Source organism: Enterobacter sp. FW301-JW81 (genome assembly GCF_058788735.1).
Map to the genome: position 1 here is coordinate 87,155 of NZ_JBYTBA010000003.1, position 20,430 is coordinate 107,584.

At 59.3% G+C, this 20,430-nt stretch carries 18 protein-coding genes; 2 read left to right on the top strand and 16 right to left on the bottom strand.

All coding sequences use genetic code 11. The features are described from left to right. Window positions 1–8: 8 nt before the first annotated feature. The 6 genes from argO to tkt all read right to left on the bottom strand — a co-directional run bounded on the left by argO (window position 9) and on the right by tkt (window position 7,551). Complete coding sequence (gene argO / locus AC3WOK_RS11425) at window positions 9–644, bottom strand: arginine exporter ArgO (protein ID WP_447856167.1); 636 nt, start codon at window positions 642–644, stop codon at window positions 9–11. A 145-nt stretch (window positions 645–789) separates the two neighbouring features. Beyond that, complete coding sequence (gene mscS / locus AC3WOK_RS11430; RefSeq protein WP_047347930.1) at window positions 790–1,644, bottom strand: small-conductance mechanosensitive channel MscS; 855 nt, start codon at window positions 1,642–1,644, stop codon at window positions 790–792. A 185-nt stretch (window positions 1,645–1,829) separates the two neighbouring features. After that, on the bottom strand, window positions 1,830–2,909 hold the full coding sequence (gene fbaA, locus AC3WOK_RS11435) for a class II fructose-bisphosphate aldolase (protein ID WP_042715531.1): 1,080 nt from the start codon (window positions 2,907–2,909) through the stop codon (window positions 1,830–1,832). Window positions 2,910–3,001: 92 nt separating this feature from the next. Continuing rightward, entirely contained in the window at window positions 3,002–4,165 is a 1,164-nt protein-coding gene (gene pgk / locus AC3WOK_RS11440) for a phosphoglycerate kinase (protein ID WP_492354542.1), read from the bottom strand. A gap of 49 nt (window positions 4,166–4,214) precedes the next feature. Next, entirely contained in the window at window positions 4,215–5,234 is a 1,020-nt protein-coding gene (epd, locus tag AC3WOK_RS11445; RefSeq protein ID WP_059311658.1) for an erythrose-4-phosphate dehydrogenase, read from the bottom strand. Window positions 5,235–5,559: 325 nt separating this feature from the next. Beyond that, window positions 5,560–7,551, bottom strand: a complete 1,992-nt coding sequence (tkt, locus tag AC3WOK_RS11450; RefSeq protein ID WP_492354543.1) for a transketolase — start codon at window positions 7,549–7,551, stop codon at window positions 5,560–5,562. A gap of 272 nt (window positions 7,552–7,823) precedes the next feature. Here tkt and loiP point away from each other — a divergent pair, with 272 nt between their 5' ends. Together loiP and AC3WOK_RS11460 are read left to right on the top strand one after the other, a co-directional pair. After that, a complete protein-coding gene (gene loiP, locus AC3WOK_RS11455) occupies window positions 7,824–8,582 on the top strand; it encodes a metalloprotease LoiP (protein WP_248225861.1) in 759 nt (252 codons plus the stop codon). A 208-nt stretch (window positions 8,583–8,790) separates the two neighbouring features. Then, entirely contained in the window at window positions 8,791–10,059 is a 1,269-nt protein-coding gene (locus AC3WOK_RS11460; RefSeq protein WP_063428465.1) for an OprD family outer membrane porin, read from the top strand. Between the two features lie 88 nt (window positions 10,060–10,147). On the opposite strand, the gene AC3WOK_RS11465 is transcribed toward AC3WOK_RS11460, so the two are convergent. The 10 genes from AC3WOK_RS11465 to AC3WOK_RS11510 form a co-directional block, all read right to left on the bottom strand. Then, window positions 10,148–11,788, bottom strand: coding sequence for a thiamine pyrophosphate-binding protein (locus AC3WOK_RS11465; protein WP_492354544.1), 1,641 nt, complete (start codon window positions 11,786–11,788; stop codon window positions 10,148–10,150). 13 nt (window positions 11,789–11,801) lie between these two features. Then, entirely contained in the window at window positions 11,802–13,271 is a 1,470-nt protein-coding gene (locus AC3WOK_RS11470) for an aldehyde dehydrogenase (protein ID WP_492354545.1), read from the bottom strand. 9 nt (window positions 13,272–13,280) lie between these two features. Continuing rightward, on the bottom strand, window positions 13,281–14,051 hold the full coding sequence (locus AC3WOK_RS11475) for an aspartate dehydrogenase (protein WP_492354546.1): 771 nt from the start codon (window positions 14,049–14,051) through the stop codon (window positions 13,281–13,283). Between the two features lie 9 nt (window positions 14,052–14,060). Then, window positions 14,061–14,855, bottom strand: a complete 795-nt coding sequence (locus AC3WOK_RS11480) for an SDR family oxidoreductase (protein ID WP_063957011.1) — start codon at window positions 14,853–14,855, stop codon at window positions 14,061–14,063. Continuing rightward, window positions 14,839–15,609 carry an alpha/beta fold hydrolase gene (locus tag AC3WOK_RS11485; protein WP_492354656.1) on the bottom strand — a complete coding sequence of 257 codons (771 nt, stop codon included), beginning with the start codon at window positions 15,607–15,609 and terminating at the stop codon, window positions 14,839–14,841. The genes AC3WOK_RS11480 and AC3WOK_RS11485 overlap by 17 nt, the downstream gene beginning before the upstream one ends. A 9-nt stretch (window positions 15,610–15,618) precedes the next feature. Continuing rightward, complete coding sequence (locus AC3WOK_RS11490; RefSeq protein ID WP_059311651.1) at window positions 15,619–16,149, bottom strand: cupin domain-containing protein; 531 nt, start codon at window positions 16,147–16,149, stop codon at window positions 15,619–15,621. Between the two features lie 10 nt (window positions 16,150–16,159). Further along, window positions 16,160–17,416 carry an MFS transporter gene (locus AC3WOK_RS11495; RefSeq protein ID WP_059311650.1) on the bottom strand — a complete coding sequence of 419 codons (1,257 nt, stop codon included), beginning with the start codon at window positions 17,414–17,416 and terminating at the stop codon, window positions 16,160–16,162. A 25-nt stretch (window positions 17,417–17,441) separates the two neighbouring features. Beyond that, window positions 17,442–18,629 carry an NAD(P)/FAD-dependent oxidoreductase gene (locus AC3WOK_RS11500; RefSeq protein WP_492354547.1) on the bottom strand — a complete coding sequence of 396 codons (1,188 nt, stop codon included), beginning with the start codon at window positions 18,627–18,629 and terminating at the stop codon, window positions 17,442–17,444. Next, window positions 18,626–19,552 (bottom strand): VOC family protein, encoded by a 927-nt coding sequence (locus AC3WOK_RS11505; protein WP_063428446.1) that lies wholly within the window; start codon window positions 19,550–19,552, stop codon window positions 18,626–18,628. The genes AC3WOK_RS11500 and AC3WOK_RS11505 overlap by 4 nt, the downstream gene beginning before the upstream one ends. A 78-nt stretch (window positions 19,553–19,630) precedes the next feature. Continuing rightward, window positions 19,631–20,419, bottom strand: a complete 789-nt coding sequence (locus AC3WOK_RS11510) for an IclR family transcriptional regulator (protein ID WP_047348187.1) — start codon at window positions 20,417–20,419, stop codon at window positions 19,631–19,633. Window positions 20,420–20,430 lie beyond the last annotated feature (11 nt).

The window sequence follows — 20,430 nt, forward strand, 5'->3', positions numbered from 1 at the left end:
GACAAGGATTAGTTGAACAATTCCTGGACGTGGTGAATGCCCTCTTTTGCCAGCTGAAAAGCAATAAACCACATCACCAGCCCAACCAGGGTATTAATGATGCGCTGGGCTTTGGCAGTCCTCAGACGAGGCGCCAGCCATGCCGCCAGAATGGCGAGACCGAAGAACCAGAGGAAAGAGGCGCTGACTGTGCCGAGCGCAAACCAGCGCTTAGGCTCAACGTCCAGCTGTCCGCCCAGGCTGCCCAGCACTACGAAGGTATCAAGATAGACATGCGGGTTAAGCCAGGTCACCGCTAGCATGGTGACGATAATCTTCCAGCGCCCCTGCTTCATCACTTCTGCGCTCGCCAGTTCGAGGTTACTGCTCATTGCCGTTTTCAGCGCGCCAAAGCCATACCAGAGCAGAAACGCCACGCCACCCCAGGTGACCAGCGCCAGCAGCCAGGGAGACTGCATCAGCAGTGCGCTACCGCCAAAGATCCCTGTGCAAATCAGCAGTAAATCGCTTACCGCGCACAGAAGGGCAATCATCAGATGATACTGGCGGCGGATGCCCTGGTTCATCACAAACGCATTTTGCGGGCCGAGGGGAAGGATCATAGCCGCGCCTAAGGCAAGCCCTTGAAAGTAATACGATAACATGACGAAATTCTCACAGTGTTGTCCTGGGAGCAGACTATACTGCGCGAACCACATTAGAGGAAATGGATAATATTAATTGGGTATTAGCCACGCTAATAATTGAAAAGCCCGGTGGCGCTAGCGCTTACCGGGCCTGCTGATGAAGTTATTCTGCTTCTTTAACTTTTTTGACGTTTACGTCCATCTGCGGGTACGGGAAGCTGATGCCGTTGGCGTCGAAGTCGCGCTTGATGCGCTCCAGCACGTCCCAGTACACGTTTTGCAGATCGCTGCTCTTGCTCCAGATACGCACTACGAAGTTAATCGAGGAAGCGCCCAGTTCGTTCAGGCGAACGGTCTGCTCTTTATCCTTCAGAATGCGATCGTCTGAGGCAATGATGTTGCTAATCAGCGACTTCACCTGATCGATGTCGGAGTCGTACGCTACGCTGACGATCAGCTCGTTACGACGCACCGGCTCGCGGGAGAAGTTAATGATGTTGCCTGCAATGATTTTCCCGTTCGGCACGACCACGATGCGGCCATCGACGGTACGCATAGTCGTTGAGAAAATCTGCACCTGCAGCACGGTTCCGGCAATGCCGCCAAGATCAACGTATTCGCCGGAGCGGAACGGACGGAAGGTGACCAGCAGAACGCCTGCCGCCAGGTTCGACAGCGAGCCCTGCAGCGCCAGACCGATGGCCAGACCGGCGGCACCGAGAACGGCAATCACGGATGCGGTCTGTACTCCTACGCGCCCCAGCGCGGCAATCAGCGTAAAAGCGATAATGCCGTAGCGGACCAGTGCAGAGAGGAAGTCAGCGACCGTGGCGTCAATGTGACGGGCCAGCATCACGCGGTTGACCGCGTTCGATACAATACGCGCCACGATCATCCCGACGATGATGATGGCAATCGCCGCGACGATATTCACGGCATAGCTCAGTAACAGTGCCTGGTTACGCACCAGCCAGTTACCGGCATTATTGATGCTGTCTACAACATCGAGTTGTTCCATTTATTCTTCCTTTTGTTAAACCAAAACACAAAATCCATCCCCCATGGAGACAGGCAGGTCAGTAAAGGGTAAACAAAAAGCGCCCGATTTGCCAAACAGATCACAAAACTGCGCTGGCAGGATATTGAAAATGCATAAAAAAAGGCCCGCATTTGCGGGCCTTCTGATGCTGTTAGCAGCTCAAATTACAGAACGTCGATCGCGTTCAGTTCTTTGAAAGCCTGCTCCAGACGAGTCACCATGGACGTCTGCGCTGCGCGCAGCCATACGCGTGGATCGTAGTATTTCTTGTTCGGCTGGTCTTCGCCTTTCGGGTTGCCCAGCTGGCCCTGCAGGTAAGCTTCGTTGGTTTTGTAGTATTGCAGGATACCGTCCCAGGTTGCCCACTGGGTGTCGGTATCGATGTTCATTTTCACTACGCCGTAGCTTACGGAGTCTTTGATTTCCTGAGCAGAAGAACCGGAACCGCCGTGGAAGACGAAGTTCAGGCTGTTGTGCGGCAGGTTGTGTTTCTTAGAAACGTATTCCTGAGAATCACGCAGAATGGTTGGGGTCAGAACCACGTTACCTGGTTTGTAAACGCCGTGCACGTTACCGAAGGACGCTGCAATGGTGAAGCGTGGGCTGATTTTGCTCAGCTCGGTGTAAGCGTAATCAACGTCTTCTGGCTGGGTGTACAGTGCAGAAGCATCCATGTGGCTGTTATCCACGCCGTCTTCTTCACCACCGGTGCAACCCAGTTCGATTTCCAGGGTCATGTCCATTTTGGCCATGCGTGCCAGGTATTTGGAGCAGATTTCGATGTTTTCGTGCAGGGACTCTTCAGACAGGTCGATCATGTGAGAAGAGAACAGTGGCTTACCGGTCGCCGCGAAGTGTTTTTCACCCGCGTCCAGCAGACCGTCGATCCACGGCAGCAGTTTCTTCGCGCAGTGGTCAGTGTGCAGAATAACCGGAACACCGTAGTGTTCAGCCATCTGGTGTACGTGGTGCGCACCAGAGATAGCACCCAGGATTGCAGCGCCCTGAGGAACATCGGTTTTCACGCCTTTACCTGCGATGAACGCAGCGCCGCCGTTGGAGAACTGAACGATAACCGGTGCTTTAACTTTAGCAGCAGTTTCCAGTACGGCGTTGATGGAGTCGGTACCCACGCAGTTAACTGCTGGCAGAGCGAAGTTGTTTTCTTTAGCTACCTGGAACACTTTCTGTACGTCATCACCAGTGATAACGCCAGGTTTTACGAAATCAAAAATTTTAGACATGTTGCTTAGTCCTGTATCTTCGGCCGTTAGAAAAGGTGCGAGCTCTTAAAAGCGCGCTGAAATTTGGGCAGGTTTCCCTGCCCTTGAATGGCTTACTTCTTAGCGCGCTCTTCGAGCATTGCTACTGCTGGCAGTACTTTGCCTTCCACGAATTCGAGGAATGCGCCGCCACCAGTGGAGATGTAGGAGATCTTGTCAGCGATACCGAACAGGTCGATTGCTGCCAGGGTGTCACCACCGCCTGCGATAGAGAACGCTTCGCTGTCTGCGATAGCGTTAGCAACGATTTCAGTACCTTTGCGGAAGTTCGGGAATTCGAACACGCCAACAGGACCGTTCCACAGGATAGTTTTTGCGTTTTTCAGGATTTCAGCCAGTTTCTGTGCAGAAACGTCGCCCAGGTCCAGAATCTGCTCTTCGTCTTTGATGTCGTTTACAGACTTCAGGGTCGCCGTCGCAGTTTCAGAGAACTCGGTCGCTACGCGAACGTCAGTTGGAACCGGGATATCGCAGGTGCTCAGCAGGCGTTTCGCTTCGTCAACCAGGTCTGCTTCGTACAGGGATTTACCGACGTTGTGGCCCTGGGCGGCAACGAAGGTGTTCGCGATACCACCGCCAACGATCAGCTGGTCAGCGATTTTAGACAGGGAATCCAGAACGGTCAGTTTGGTAGAAACTTTAGAACCACCAACGATAGCAACCATTGGACGAGCAGGTTCTTTCAGTGCTTTACCCAGCGCTTCCAGTTCGTCAGCCAGCAGAGGACCGGCACACGCAACGTCAGCAAATTTACCGATACCGTGGGTAGACGCCTGCGCACGGTGAGCCGTACCGAAGGCATCCATCACGAATACGTCGCACAGTGCAGCGTATTTTTTGGAGAGTGCTTCGTCGTCTTTCTTCTCGCCTTTGTTGAAGCGAACGTTTTCCAGAACAACCAGTTCACCGGCAGCGACTTCAACGCCGTCCAGGTAATCTTTCACCAGGCGAACAGGGTTAGACAGTTTGTCTTTCAGGTAATTAACAACCGGCAGCAGAGAGAACTCTTCGTTGTACTCGCCTTCGGTTGGACGACCCAGGTGGGAGGTTACCATCACTTTAGCGCCCTGCTTCAGAGCCAGTTCGATGGTCGGCAGAGATGCACGAATACGCGCGTCGCTGGCCACTTTGCCATCTTTAACCGGTACGTTCAGATCGGCACGGATGAAAACGCGTTTACCAGCCAGATCCAGATCGGTCATCTTAATTACAGACATGGTGAATCCTCTCGTTGATTCTTAAAGTTTTGCAGACGCACGATGCGTCTTACCTGAAACCTTGAGCGGCCATTGCTAACGTGGTGTCGAGCATTCGGTTAGCAAAGCCCCATTCGTTATCACACCAGACCAGCGTCTTGATAAGGTGTGCGCCACTGACGCGCGTTTGAGTGCCATCAACAATGGCGCTGTGCGGGTCGTGATTAAAATCCACTGAGACCAACGGTAATTCCGTATAGTCAACTATACCATGAAATGCCCCCTGTGCCGCTTTTTGCAGCAAGAGGTTGACTTCACAGGCTTTTACCGGTTTTTTTACCGTCACGCTAAGGTCGATTGCGGTGACGTTGATCGTCGGAACGCGCACGGCAATCGCTTCAAAACGGTCATTGAACTGCGGAAAAATTCGGGTGATCCCTGCAGCCAGCTTTGTGTCCACCGGAATGATTGACTGGCTCGCTGCACGCGTGCGCCGTAAATCCGGGTGGTAAGCGTCAATAACCTGCTGATCGTGCATGGCGGAATGAATCGTGGTCACGGTGCCAGATTCAATGCCATACGCATCGTCTAACAGTTTGATGACCGGAATAATGCAGTTAGTCGTGCAGGAGGCGTTGGAGACAATGCGGTGTTCGGCTTGCAGCTCATGCTGGTTGACGCCAAACACGACGGTCGCGTCGAGGTCGTTACTGCCGGGATGAGAAAACAGGACTTTTTTCGCGCCTGCCGCAAGGTGCGCTTCACCGTGTTCGCGGCTGCCGTACACGCCAGTACAGTCAAGCACCACATCCACACCCAGTTCACGCCACGGTAGCCCGGCGATGCTGCTCTCATGCAGTACGCGGATGGCATCGTCGCCGACAAACAGCCGATCTCTTTCCTGGCGAACATCCCAGGCGAATCGTCCGTGGCTGGTATCGTATTTCAACAAATGCGCCATGCCCGTAGCATCCGCCAGTTCATTGATTGCCACCACGGTTATTTCCGCCCGACGTCCGGATTCATACAAAGCACGAACCACATTACGCCCGATGCGACCGAAGCCATTAATCGCTACGCGTACGGTCATAGATCTCCTGCAAAGCTATCCCTGAGTCTGAGGTGGCTGAAAGAGTAATCCAGCTACGCCCGAAGGGGAATCCTTGCTGTCACAAACTGCGATTGATTGGTCAATTGTCGAACATTTAATCGACTGAAACGCTTCAGCAAGAATAAGCGAATCGGGGAATAAAAGGAATGTCTGTCCAGATGAATAAGCGAGCTATATGACTTGCGTCACATTTTAGGTGGAATAATGCCGACAAAAAAGCCGGGTGACGCGCTAGCGCTTACCCGGCCTACTTTCGTGCCATTTGTAGGCCCGGTAAGCGTAGCGCCACCGGGCAAAGCAGCAATTACAGCAGTTCTTTCGCCTTCGCGACAACGTTCTCAACGGTGAAGCCGAACTCTTCGAACAGCAGCTCTGCCGGAGCAGATTCACCGAAGGTGGTCATGCCGACGATAGCGCCGTTCAGGCCCACGTATTTGAACCAGTAGTCAGCGATGCCCGCTTCCACTGCCACACGAGCGGTAACAGCCTTAGGCAGAACGGATTCACGGTAAGCGGCATCCTGCTTGTCGAACGCATCGGTAGACGGCATGGATACCACGCGCGCCTTCACGCCTTCGGCAGTCAGTTTGTCCCAGGCCGCGACAGCCAGCTCAACTTCAGAACCGGTTGCGATGAAGATCAGCTCAGGCTGGCCTGCGCAATCTTTCAGCACGTAGCCACCGCGAGCGATGTTCGCCAGCTGCTCTGGAGTACGATCCTGCTGCGCCAGGTTCTGACGGGAGAGGATCAGTGCAGTTGGGCCGTCGTGACGCTCAACGCCGTATTTCCACGCAACGGCAGATTCAACCTGGTCACATGGACGCCATGTGCTCATGTTCGGGGTTACGCGCAGGGAAGCCACCTGCTCTACCGGCTGGTGAGTCGGGCCGTCTTCGCCCAGACCGATGGAGTCATGGGTGTAGACCATCACCTGACGCTGTTTCATCAGCGCAGCCATACGCACGGCGTTACGTGCATATTCCACGAACATCAGGAAGGTAGAGGTGTACGGCAGGAAACCGCCGTGCAGGGAGATACCGTTTGCGATAGCCGTCATACCGAATTCACGTACACCGTAATGGATGTAGTTACCGGCGGTATTTTCGTTGATTGGCTTAGAACCGGACCACAGGGTCAAGTTGGAAGGCGCCAGGTCAGCGGAGCCGCCCAGGAATTCTGGAAGCCAAGGACCGAACGCTTCGATCGCGTTCTGAGATGCTTTACGGCTGGCGATTTTAGATGGGTTCGCCTGCAGCTTAGCGATGAACTCGTTCGCTTTCGTGTCGAAGTCAGACGGCATGTCGCCTTTCATACGACGGGTGAATTCAGCCGCTTCCTGTGGGAAGGCTTTCGCGTAAGCAGCGAACTTCTCGTTCCATGCAGCTTCTTTCGCCTGGCCCGCTTCTTTTGCATCCCACTGCGCATAAATGTCAGATGGGATTTCGAATGCAGGGTGTTTCCAGCCCAGTGCTTCACGGGTCAGCGCGATTTCCGCGTCGCCCAGTGGCGCACCGTGGGAGTCGTGAGTGCCCGCTTTGTTCGGTGAACCGAAGCCGATGATGGTTTTGCACATCAGCAGGGACGGTTTGTCAGTCACTGCGCGCGCTTCTTCTACCGCACGTTTAATCGAGTCCGCATCGTGGCCATCAACGCCACGCACAACGTGCCAGCCGTAGGCTTCGAAACGTTTAGCGGTGTCATCAGTGAACCAGCCTTCAACGTGACCGTCGATGGAGATACCGTTGTCGTCATAGAACGCAACCAGTTTGCCCAGCTTCAGGGTACCTGCCAGGGAGCACACTTCGTGAGAAATGCCTTCCATCATGCAGCCGTCGCCCATGAACGCGTAGGTGAAGTGGTCAACGATGTCGTGACCAGGACGGTTGAACTGTGCCGCCAGGGTCTTCTCAGCAATCGCCATACCCACGGCGTTAGCAATACCCTGACCCAGTGGGCCGGTGGTGGTTTCTACGCCAGCGGTGTAGCCCACTTCCGGGTGACCTGGAGTTTTGGAGTGCAGCTGACGGAAGTTTTTCAGCTCTTCGATAGGCAGATCGTAGCCAGTGAGATGCAGCAGGCTATAAATCAGCATAGAGCCGTGGCCGTTAGACAGTACGAAACGGTCGCGGTCAGCCCAAGACGGGTTCTGCGGGTTGTGGTTCAGGAAATCGCGCCACAGGACTTCGGCGATATCAGCCATACCCATAGGGGCGCCTGGGTGACCGGATTTGGCTTTCTGTACTGCGTCCATGCTCAGCGCACGAATAGCATTAGCAAGCTCTTTACGTGAGGACATTTTAACTCCAGATCGGACTGTTAAAGGCCATGCCCTTGACGACAGCGCGTTTTGGGCTACGCCGGAAAAAAGTGCCAACAATGTAACCCAAGCGGCATGCCATGTACATGGAGCATTCTTTTGCAGCTTAAGAAATCTCTGGATCATGCTCGCATGTTGCGCAATCTGCTCGCCCGGCCTCGTAGATCTTCCTTATACTTAGCCCGACACCGGCTTCGCTGACGGTGCATTTTTCGGATTTTATTCAGATTAACGAGTACGGAAGCAACATCATGAAAATGCGTGCAATAGTGCTGGCCCTGGGTACAACGCTCCTGCTGAGCGGCTGTCAGAATATGGATTCTAACGGCCTGATGACCTCAGGCGCAGAAGCCTTTCAGGCCTATTCCCTGAGCGACGCGCAGGTAAAAGCGCTGAGCGACCAGGCCTGTAAAGATATGGACGGAAAAGCCACGCTTGCGCCGGCTAACAGTACCTACACGCAGCGTCTGAATAAGATCGCTTCCGCGCTGGGCGATAACATCAACGGCCAGCCGGTGAACTACAAGGTTTACATGGCGAAAGACGTGAACGCGTTCGCGATGGCGAATGGCTGTATCCGCGTTTATAGCGGGCTGATGGATATGATGACCGACAATGAAGTCGAAGCGGTCATCGGCCATGAAATGGGCCACGTTGCACTCGGCCACGTGAAGAAAGGGATGCAGGTTGCGCTGGGCACCAATGCTATCCGCGCAGCGGCGGCCTCTGCGGGCGGTATCGTTGGCAGCCTGTCACAGTCACAGCTTGGCGATGTCGGTGAAAAACTGGTTAACTCCCAGTTCTCACAGCGTCAGGAGTCCGAAGCGGATGACTACTCCTACGACCTGTTGCGCAAACGCGGTATTAATCCGTCAGGTTTAGCCACCAGCTTCGAAAAGCTGGCCAAACTGGAAGCGGGACGCCAAAGCTCCATGTTTGACGATCACCCAGCCTCAGAAGCGCGCGCACAACATATTCGCGACCGTATGGCCGCAGACGGAATTAAATAATTTGGGAAGGAGGCAGATTTGCCTCCTTTTTATTTCGCATGAATTGTTAACTTAACCGCACGTATCGATAACTCCCCGCAAAGCCCCGCCAAATCTGCACTTACCATTGAAATGTCTGGTCACATAATTATTGCAAACGTTACTCTTTCCGGTAATTATCCCTTCGCAGTTATTCAAATTAATATATCCAGACAGAGACGTTCCCTCCGTGAAAAAAGAATTATCATTAGTTGCTTTAAGCTTATTTGCCGCATTACCCGCCGCTGCAAGCCAGCAGTCCGACAGCCAGGGTTTTATTGACGACAGCCATCTGAACCTGTTTTTACGCAATGCGTACATCAGCCGCGATTATCATCAGGGCCAGCAGGATAAGGCCGAATGGGGCCAGGGTATTATTGCCACCTTTGAATCCGGTTATACCGAAGGGCTGGTGGGATTTGGCGTGGACGGAATCGCGCAGTACGGCGTGCGCCTGGACGGCGGCCGCGGCAAGAGCGGCGCGGGCGGCATCGACTTCTTTAAGCAGGAAGACGACGGCCGGGCAAAATCCGATCTGGCAAAGTTTGGCGCAACCGCCAAAATGCGCATCTCGAATACCGTACTGAGCTACGGGAATCAGCGCCCTGAGCTGCCCATCGTAAATGCCGACAGCTCCCGCCTGCTGTTTGAAAGCTATACCGGCACCATGCTGACCTCAAAAGAGATCGACGGTCTGGAAATCAACGCCGGTTACTTCACCGACGAGCAGCGTAAAAGCGACGATCGCCACGACAGCGGGCTGAAGAGCCTCTCCTTCGGCGGCGCGAGCTACCAGTTCAACGACCAGTTCAGCGGCGCGCTGTACGCCTCTCATAACGAAGAGGTGATGAACAAGCAGTACCTGGGCATGAACTTCAAACAGCCGTTCAGCACCGGACAGCAGCTGGTGCTCGACTTCAACGGCTATAACTCCCGTCTCGACCAGGGTTACGCTGACAGCCTCAACACCGGCCGCAGCAACACCATCTGGAGCCTGGCGGCAAGCTACATCTGGGATATTCACACGTTCAAAGTGGCGTACCAGCAGAGCAGCGGCAGCACCGGCTACAACTACGGCGGCTACCGCGATCGGGGCGGCGTGGGTGACGGCGGCAACACCATCTGGCTGGCGAACTCCTACTGGTCAGATTTCAACGGTGAAGACGAACGCTCGTGGCAGGCCTCGTACGGTCTGGACTTTGCGGGTCTAGGCCTGCCGGGTCTGAGCTGGACCACCGCCTACGTGCGCGGCGACAACATCAAAACGTCTGAAACCAGCAACGGCAAAGAGCACGAGTGGTTTAACCAGATCCAGTACCAGGTGCAGGATGGCCCGGCGAAAGATCTGAAGCTGAAGCTGCGCTATTCCGTCCTGCGCGTCTCCAGCAACGCCAGCGATTACAACGTGGGCGGGGACGAGATCCGCGCTTATGTGGAATACCCGTTTAACGTGTTCTGATGAAAAAAGCCGGGTGGCGGCTTTGCCTTACCCGGCCTACAGTTTTCTCCCTCTCCCTTTGGGAGAGGGTTGGGGTGAGGGGAAACAGCTAGTAAAGCGTCTTCTGCGGCGGCCCGGCAAACTTCAGCGCGCCAATCTGCCCCATTCGCACTTCCACCACCGACGGCCCCGGCATCGCCAGCGCTTCCGTCATCACGGCATCAAAATCCTCCGCTCGCTCAACGCTCCACGCCTGCAGGCCAATTGCCTGTGCCAGCAGGGTGAAGTCCGGGGTATGCAGCTCGTTGTAATACTGCCGCCCGCCGAAATACTTATCCTGAATGCCGCGCATCACGCCGTAGCCGCCATCGTTCATGATAAGCAGCGTCACGTTGGCTTTCTCCTGTGCCAGCGTCGCCAGCTCGCCCAAGTTCAGGCTCAGGCCGCCGTCGCCCACCAGCCCCACCACCCTGCGCTGCGGGTTAGCAATCGCGGTGCCGATCGCCATCGGCAGCCCCATGCCAATCGCCCCGGCCAGAGAGTGAATGTTCATCAGCGGGCCGTTGGCGCGGAACAGTCGGCTCCCCCACAGGCTGCCGGACACGGTGATATCGCGCACCAGCAGGCCGTCCTTCGGCAGCGCCTTCTCGATGGCGTCGTTGAGCTTCGCGTAGGCGCCGCACTGCTCGCGCAGCCCCTGTTCGGCTTGCTCAACCGCCTGCTGCACCTGCGTATCCCACTGTGCGTTGCCCCACTCGCGGCCCTGAATTTTGTCTGCAAGCGCGCCAAGCAACGCGGAACAGTCGGCGACCAGCGTGTTGTCCATCAGGTAGTTACGGCTGGCCGCTGCCGGGTCGATATCAATCTGCACGCGCGGGGACGGCAGCTCAAGCGTCCAGGAGCGGGTTTCGTTGCTGCGCAGGCGCGAGCCCGCCACCAGCGTAAAGTCACACTGCGCGATGAGCCCCTCAACCGACGGCGAGTTGTGGAACGCCCGCAGGCTGGCGCGATGGCCGTCCGGCAGCACGCCGCGCGCGTGGGTGCTGGAGATAACAGTGATACCCGCATCCGCCAGTTTTTTCACGGCATCAGCGCTGCCCAGCGCCCCGCCGCCCAGCCACAGCAGCGGCTGTTTTGCCTGCTTCAGCTGCGCCCACAGCGTATCGACAACGCTCGAATCAACGCTTACACCCGACACCGGTTTCACCGGGGCGGTCACCAGCGACAGCGGAATTTTCGCCCCCTGAATATCAATCGGGATTTCCACGGAGACCGGCCCGCACGGCGGCGTCTGGGCATCCTGAATCGCTTTATGCAGAATCGCTATCGCCTGGCTGGCGTTGCTGATGCGGTACGCCCGCTTTGAGCTGGCCTTCAGGAAGGTCAGCTGGTCGCGGGTTTCATGGATGAACCCGGTGTCGGCATCCAGCCAGGCCTTTTCCACCTGCCCGGTTAAGTGCAGCAGCGGCGTGCAGGCGTTCATCGCTTCCACCAGCGCGCCTACCGCATTCCCCGCCCCCGCGCCGGTGCTGGTCAGCGCCACGCCGAGGCCGGAAAAGCGCCCGTGGGCATCAGCCATGGTGACGGAACCGGCTTCGCCGCGCGCGGGCACGAAGCGGATGTTGCCGCGCTGCCCTACCGCATCGGCGATCGGCAGGTTGTGAATGGAGATGACGCCGTAGATGGCCTCAACCTGATACTGCTCCAGCGTTCTGGCGATGGCGTCGCCGACGGTTATCATTTCGCTCATTGCTCACCCTTTCTCAGTCGCACCAGTGGTTGACGCCGTTACCCGTCGCCAGATAAATGCTCTTTTGCTGCATCCAGGCTTTCAGCCCCTGAATGCCTTTTTCGCGGCCCAGACCGCTCTCTTTAAAGCCCCCGAACGGGGTCGAAATGGCAAAGACCTTATAGGTGTTGATCCACACCGTGCCCGCTTCCAGCTGCTCGCTCAGGCGCAGCGCGCGTCCGGTATCGCGCGTCCAGATCCCCGCGGCCAGGCCGTAAACCGAGTCGTTCGCCTCGCGGATAAGCGTGGCTTCATCGCGAAACGGCATCGCCACCAGCACCGGGCCGAAGATCTCCTCCTGGCAGGCGCGGGCGCTGTTGCTCAGCCCTTCGATAATCGTGGGCTGGAAGAAGCTGCCGTTCGCAAGATTAGGATCGGCCGGGATCTCCCCGCCGCACAGCACGCGGCCCCCCTCGCGCTTCGCCAGCTCGACATATTCCTGCACGCTCTGACGATGCCTGTCATTGATCAGCGGCCCAACGTGGACGCCGTCGGTAAACGGGTGCCCGACGCGCAGGCCGCGGGTTAACTCCAGCAGCCGCGCCATCAGCGGGGCGTAAATGCTCTCGTGGATAAACAGCCGCGAACCCGCGATGCACGCCTGTCCCGCGGAGCTGAAAATGCCGTAGCAGATCCCGCGCGCGGCCCGTTCAATATCGGCATCGTCCAGCACGATAGTCGGAGATTTGCCGCCCAGTTCCAGCGATGCCGGGATCAGCTTTTCTGCCGCGACGTGCGCCAGATGGCGGCCCGTGGTGGTGCCGCCGGTAAAGGAGATTTTGCGCACTTTAGGATGGCGCGCCAGCGCATCGCCAATCACCGAACCTTTGCCCGGCAGCACGCTCAGCAGCCCGGCGGGCAGCCCGGCCTGCTCAAAGATGCGCGCCAGCTCCAGCGCCATCAGCGGCGTCGCTTCGGCAGGCTTCAGGATCACCGCGTTACCGGCAGCAATGGCCGGCGCAACTTTTTGCATTTCGCTGGCAATCGGCGAGTTCCACGGCGTGATGGCGGCCACCACGCCGAGCGGCTCATAGCGGCTCAGCGTCAGCACATCAGGCTGACGCGGGGTTGGAAGCTCCCCTTCCAGCAGCTCGCAGGCGGCGGCGAAATAGCGTGCCGTTCCCGCCGCGCTCATCACCAGCCCGCGCGCTTCCGCCAGCGGCTTCCCGTTATCGCGGCTCTGCATCTGCGCCAGCTCGTCGACGCGGGATTCAATTAAATCCGCAACCTTGTGCAGGATCTTCGCGCGGATGTGCGGCAGGCTGTTGCGCCAGGCTGGCTCTCGCCAGGCGCGCTCTCCGGCGTTAATCGCCTCCTGCAGGTCGTCCAGACTCGCCGCGTTCAGCGCAGCGTTAATTGACCCGTCAGCCGGGAAGTGGCTCTGCATCGGGTTGCCGCTGCCGCGTCGCCAGTGACCGCCGATAAAAATCTTCAGTTCGTCCATCGTCACTCCTCAGCTCAGGGCCAGCTCGCGGCAGGCGCGTACCGCGCTCAGTGCCGCCAGGGTGGAGGTTTTGGGATTAGAGGCCAGCGGCAGCCCGCTCAGCTCCAGGTGGAACTCGCCAAACATCCCTTCGACGTGCAGCGTGTGGGTGTTGCGTGTCGTTTCCGGGTCGACCATCAGCTGCACGCGGGTCTCATCCATCCCCACACCGCCGAGCGCCACGGTTGCCGCCACGTTGGCGTTGGCCGGAAACAGACGCGCAGCCTCGCGGGCGCTGCCCTCAAAGAAAACCTTCGCCTCTGATACCGAACTGAGATCGATGAGTTGTTCGGCGTAGCTGCCGCGCCAGCTGGCCGGGCTTTTGCGCGACCGGTAGGTCACGCGCTCAAGCCCGCCCTCTTTCGCCGCCGCCAGCCCGTCGATGCCGGCAACCGCACCCGAGAGCAGCGTCAGCCTGCCGCCCGCCGCGAGCAGACGCAGCTCCAGCGCGCTGTCCGCCAGCGCGCCGGTGGAAATAACCGCCAGATGCCAGCCGCGACGCAGAATGCCTTCGCCGTACTGCGCTACCGCCTGCTGGCTGGCGCACTCCAGCACCAGGTCCGGCGTTTGCACGCAATCCATCGGAGAGGCCAGCGCTACCACCGCATCGCCAAACTGTGCCTGAATGGCGGCGTGGTGAGCTTCACGCGCCACAATCCAGCCGATAGCCACCCCGGCAGGCAGACGCTCAATCACCGCCTGCGCCATGGCGCCAAAACCAATCAACATAACCTTTTTCATGATGCGTCCTTACAGATGGCGGCAGAAGCCGCCGGAAACGTCCAGCGCGGCACCGGTGGTAAACGAGGCCAGCGGCGAGGCGAGGAACAGCAGCGCCTGCGCGGGCTCCTGCGGCTTGCCGAGGCGTGCCATCGGAATGCCTCTTTTGCGCGCGATTTCAGCCGTCCACTCCGGCCAGCTCTGGCTTTTGTCCGTCCGGCTCTCAAAGCGGCGCTGCCACTGCCCGGACTCCACCATGCCGAGCAAAATGGAGTTCACGCGGATGCCTTTGCCCACCAGCTCTTTCGAAAGCGTGAGCGTCATGTTCAGCAGCGCGGCGCGGGCGGCAGAGGTGGCGATCATGTGCTCCTCGGGCTGCAGCGCCAGCAGGGAGTTCACGCAGGTAATGGAGGCGATATCCGACTGCTCCAGCAGAGGCTGAAACGCCTGTACCGGGTTGATCACCCCAAACAGCTTGAGCTCGGCTTCGTGCAGCCACGCCTCGCGCGGGGTATCCTGGAAGTGCGCCACGTAGCCCTGCCCGGCGTTGTTAATCAGCATATCCGCCGCGCCGAAGCGCGCCTGGACGGCGTCCGCAAAGGCCTGAACCTCGTCGGCCTTCAGCACGTCGCAGCGGTAAGAGAAAACCTCCCCGTTGGGGTATTCGTTTTGCAGCGCCGCGTGGGCGCTGGCGAGCCGGTCCGGATCGCGGCCGCAGAAGGCCACTTTTGCCCCTTCGCCCAGCAGCAGGCGCAGCGTTTCAAAGCCAATGCCAGAAGAACCGCCGGTAACGACCGCTACGCGCCCGTCAATTTGTGCATTCATCGCGCACCTCTTCGTTAATGCGTAAAAGCTGTTGGTTAAAAAACGCGTCGTTATCGAGATAGCTGGCGTGCCCGGCCTGGGGAATAGCGGTAAACGGCATGCCGTAGCGCAGCGCCAGCCCGTGTACCAGCTCCGGCTGGGTGATGGCATCCTGCTCGCCGCACCAGACTTCGAAATTACCGGCGTAGCGCTTGAGCCAGCCGTGAATGTCGTCATGCGCCAGCATCCACGCGGCGGCGAGATAGCCTTCAGGGCGCAGCCCGCGCATGCCCGCCGCGACGACAGCGATATCTTCCGCGCGCGCGCCGGGGCGCAGCAGCTTCGCGGCGCGGGTCTGAGCGAGGATGTCGCCGCCGAGCGCTATCTGCTGCTCGCGGCTGCGCCAGACCTGCTCGCGCTGCGCCGGTGCGGCATTGCCGTAGCCCTGCGCGGCGTCCGCCAGCACCAGATGGATGACGCGATCCGGGAACTTCGCCGCAAAGGCGCTGGCGACCAGTGCGCCGAGCGAATGCCCGACCAGCACCGCCTGCCAGACGCCCGCGCGGTCAAGCATCGCCGCCAGCGCGTCGGCGTAATCCCCCGCGTTCGCGCGCTCAACCGCCAGCATCGGGCTTTCGCCATAGCCGGGCATGTCCCACGCCAGCACGCGAAAACCTGCCAGTTCCATCTGCTTATGCCAGGAGGCCGCGCCTGAACTGATGCCGTGCAGCAGCATCAGCGGAATGCCGCTTCCCTGTTCACGAAAACCCGTCATCATGCCCCCTTAGCTCCGCTTCACTTTCGAAAGCGGATGATCGGATGGATAGGTCGGGATTTCTGGCTTGTTGGTCCCCAGCATGACGCACATCAGCGCCTCTTCTTCCCCGTGGTTAAACAGCCCGCGATAGATGCCCGGCGGGACGGAGATCAGGTCACGCTCGCGCAGCACGGTTTCGGTGTAGTTCTCGCCGTCCTGGATCATCAGCGTGATCTGCCCTTTAAGCATGAAGAACACCTCTTCCACGTCGTCGTGCAGGTGCAGCGGCCCTTCGCACTTCGACGGCAGCACCATGGTGGAGAAGGTAAAATGGTCCGCCTGCACGGTGTTGGTGTCGTTCGCCACGCCCGTTGCCCCGGTGCCGATGTAGCGCATCTGCGCGCGGCGGTATTTCGGGTCAAAATCGGCCTGGAACTTCAGCGCGTTCCAGTCGTACTTGCGGCCTTCGAAGCGCGCAATGCGCGACTCGACCCACTCTTCCATCGTCAGGTGGTCAGGCTTGATGCCTGATGTGTTGGTTACGGTTGAATCAGTCATGACACTCTCCTCAGTAACGTCTCAGCAGCGGCAGTAACAGGACGCAGCCCACCGCCGCCATCACCGCCAGAAAAATCAGCCCGGAATCCATGCTGTGGGTGAAGGCGATTAACGCACCCATCACCGCTGGCGACAGCGCGCCCGCAAAATTTCCCAGCCCGTTGAAAATGCCGCCCGCCGTGGCGCTCACCCGCGGATGGGTGGCCTTCGCCAGCAGGGCGAAAATGTTGGGTGCGCCGGTACCCCACATAAAGGTGCTGAAGCTCATCGCCGCGATGACGGCCAGCGGGGTATCGAGGTGCATCACCGCCGCCAGCCCGACGGCCGCCCCCGCCATCGAGATAAAGCAGGCCGCCGCGCGCTTATCGACCCGGTCAGAGAGCCACGCGCCGATGACTTCCCCCGCCAGCATGGCGATGAACGGCATCGACGACAGCCAGCCCGCGTGCTCCAGGTGAATGCCTTTGCCCTTAATCAGGTAGCCCGGCAGCCAGCCGTTGATGCCCCACAGGTAGGTCAGGAAGGCGATGTTAAAGATGCAAATGATCCAGAAGTGCGGGCTGACGAACAGCTCGCGGCGCGCGGCGCGGCGCTCGTCCTGAGACGTCTGCGAAGTGCCGGGCTTCGTATCCAGACGGATCCCGCGCAGGCCGATGCGCACAAAGATCAGCACCGGCACGGTGAGCATCGCCATCACGAAGAAGGTGCTTTGCCAGCCGAAGGTGTTCAGCAGCCAGAGGGAAAGCGGGAAGCCAATCGCCGCGCCCACCGGCGTGCCCAGCAGCCAGAGCATGGTGGCTCGCGCCTGCAGATGCTGCGGGAAGTTGTGGCGAACGATGGCGAAGGCCAGCGGGAACAGCGGCCCTTCCGCCACGCCCAGCAGAATGCGCAGCACGATCATCAGCGTGTAGTTATGGGTGAAGCCCATCGCCACCATCAGCACGCACCACACCGCCATCATCCCGGTGAGCAGGCGCAGCGGCGCAATTTTGTCGCCCAGCCCGCTTAAAAACACCGACGAAAAGCCGTAGCTGAGCAGAAAGGCGCTCATCAGAATGCCGAGGCGCGTGGTGTCGAAATCGATGCCCATCGCCTGCTGGAAATGGCCGTCGGAAAACAGCGCCGCGATGCTGATTTTGTCGAAGAACGCCAGCAGCACGCAGGCCAGCAGCGACAGCGGGATGGCCCAGCGCACCGCTTTTTCGGGCGTGCGGGTTCCCTCACCGCTCGCCTCAGCGGGCGCGGTGTTAGTCTCTAATGTGGTCATGTCTCCCCCTACGGGTGCGGGTTAGCTATCGCAATGACATCAGTGAAAAAGCCGGGTCGCCGAGCGGTACATCCGATAAATCCCGCTCCGCTGCCATCCAGCGCTTCGCCAGCTTGACGGTGCGCGCGTCGTTGAACGCCACCAGCTGCGTCAGCCGCCCGTTGTCGTCCAGCGAGAAGTACAGCGCCTCTTCACGCACGACCGTTCTGCTGCCCGGCTGCGGAATGCCGAGGATCTGGATATTGTGCTGATATTGATCCGACCACAGCCACGGCGCGTCTTCGTAGCCTGGCGCATCGGGGTTGAGCATCGCTTTCGCCGTCGCCACCGCCTGGTTCTGGGCGAAGGCCCAGGACTGAATGCACAGGCCGTAGTGATGATGCTGCGCCACATCGCCGGCGGCAAAGATGAACGGATCCGACGTTCGCCCCTGGGCATCCACGACGATCCCGCGCTCGGTTTTCAGCCCGGCGTCGCGGGCCAGCTCCAGATTGAGATCGACGCCGATCCCCACCACCACCGCATCAAAGGTTTCACGCTGGCCGTCGCAGTGAATAACCGGCAGGCCGTTATCGTCCTCCAGCTCCAGCGCGCCGCAGCCGGTGCGGATATCCACGCCCTGCTCGCGATGGATAGCCTCTAAGCGCTGCGACACCTCGCCGCTCACCGAGCGCATGCACAGGGCGGGCTGCTGCTCGAACAGCGTGACCGCTACGCCGCTTTTCCGCGCAGAGGCGGCAATCTCAAGGCCAATCCAGCCGCCGCCGATAATCGCCAGTTTGTGACTTTCCGCCAGGCGACGCTTCAGGCGCTGCGCGTCCTGCCAGTGGCGCAGGGTGTAGACCTGCGGATGTCCTGACCACGCCTCGCCCGGCAGGCGCGCCCGCCCTCCGGTGGCAATTAAAAGAATGTTGTAACTAAGGCATTCGCCGTTGCTCAAACGCACGGTTTTCGCCTCGCGGTCGATCTGCTCTGCGCGCAGCGGGCGGTACCAGCTCAGGTTCAGCGCCTGCTGCGCCTCGTCGGTAAACAGCCTTGGGAGCGCCGCGTCCGGCTCCAGCAGAGACGCTTTTGACAGCGGCGGGCGCTCGTAGAAATCCCACTCTTCTTCTGCCACCACGCAAATCTCCCCGTCGAAGCCCTCGTCGCGCAGGGTTTTCGCGGCCCAGCCGCCCGCCTGGCCGCCGCCGATAATGACAATGCGCGACGTCATACCGCCTCCGGCTTTTTCTGCTGGCGGCGCGTGTCGTGGTCAATCCCACCTTCCACCGCCCATTCGGTAAAGGAGACCAGCGAGTGCTCCAGCTCGCGCGGCTGCCAGTTTTCAGTCAAATAGTCGTCGTTGGTGTAATACTCAAACGCGCCGCCGGTCGGGCTGTTGACGTACCAGAAGTACGCCGACGACACCGGATGGCGGCCCGGGCCGATGAAGGTGCTCCAGTCATTTTTATTCATCGCGATACCGCCGCCGATCACCTCGTGGATGTCGCGCACGGTGAAGGCCACGTGGTTCAGACCCCGCTTGCGGTTCGGCAGCTGCAGCAGGAACAGGTTGTGATGGCCGCCGCGCGCGCCGCAGCGCAGGAACACGGCGCGGTTGATGTAGCGGTCCGAGACCTGGAAGCCGAGCACCTCGCGGTAGAATTTTTCCACCGCCGCCAGCTCCTCCACGAAGAACACCACGTGCCCCACGTTGATGGGCTGGGCGCGATCGTAAACCGGGCTGGGCGTGTCGATCCGGCGAACGTCGCCCCACTGGTTGATCGGCTCAACGTTCAGCTCCACGTCGGTCTGCTGGCTAACCTGCACACGCAGCGTCATGCCGTTCGGGTCGAGGCACTCCAGCGCGTCACCCACTTCGCGAAAGCCAGGCTGCTGCGCAAGCTTCGGGCGCAGCGCCTCCAGGTCTTCCCGGGTAGCCACCGCCCAGGTCATGCGGCGCAGGGTGTTGCCCGCTTCAAACGCCGGCGGCAGGTCGGGGCTGTCGATCGGGTTAAGCTCCACGCGCGCGCCGCTCAGGGTGGTAAAACGCTGGCCGCTGGCATCGCCCGTCAGGCCAAAATCACGCATAAATTTGGCGCAGTGCGTCAGGTCTTCCACGCCAAATTCCAGCTTTTCAATTCCGGTTACACTCATCGTTCGTTGCCTCATCTGGCCCAAATTGGGCGTAAAACATGCCCGACGCGGTCAAGCGCCTGACGTTAACTCACTGATTTAACTGGCCTGTGACAGGTACCCTAAGAAGCCAGAAATTTTATCCGCCGCGAGGCGAACCTCGTTTTGCAGGCGCTCGCGGTCGGCCTGCGGGATCTCCTCCGACGGCACCAGAATGCTGACCACCGCCGCCACGCGGTGGCTTCGGTCATACACCGGGTAAACAATGGAGGAGATGCCGTGGCGGAAGAAGGATTCGCCAATCACGTACCCGCGGGCTTTGTCCTGCTGCACCATCTGCCACAGGGCTTCGCGGTCGTGTAGCTGCCCCGGCGTGTTGCCCGGCAGGCGCTCATGCGGGAACAGCTGTTCAAAATCGGCGCGGGAAATATCGGTCAGCAGCATGCGGCCGAGCGAGGTACAGTGCACCGGCAGGCGGGTGCCGATACTGACCTGGTTGATGCGCGACCCGGCGGCGCTGACGCGGGCGATGTAGATAATGTCGCGCCCGTCGCGGATCGCCAAGTGGCTGCTGCACTGGCTTACGTCGCGCAGCTGCTCGATCACCGGCTGGCCGACCTGCGCCACGTCCAGCGAGGCGATGTACTCAAAGCCGAGACGCAGCACGTTCATGCCCAGCGAGAAGGTATTGGTGCGCGCGTTGCGCTCCAGAAAGCCCATAAACTCCAGGGTCTGCACCACGCGGTAGGCGGTCGCCTTCGGCATATCCACCAGCCGGTGCAGCTCGGCAAAGGTCAGTTCGCGATGCTGCTCGCCGAAGGCCAACAGCAGCTGCAGGCCGCGCTCCAGCCCCGGCACCAGATACTTCACTTCCCGATCGTTTGCCATCATCGCCCTAC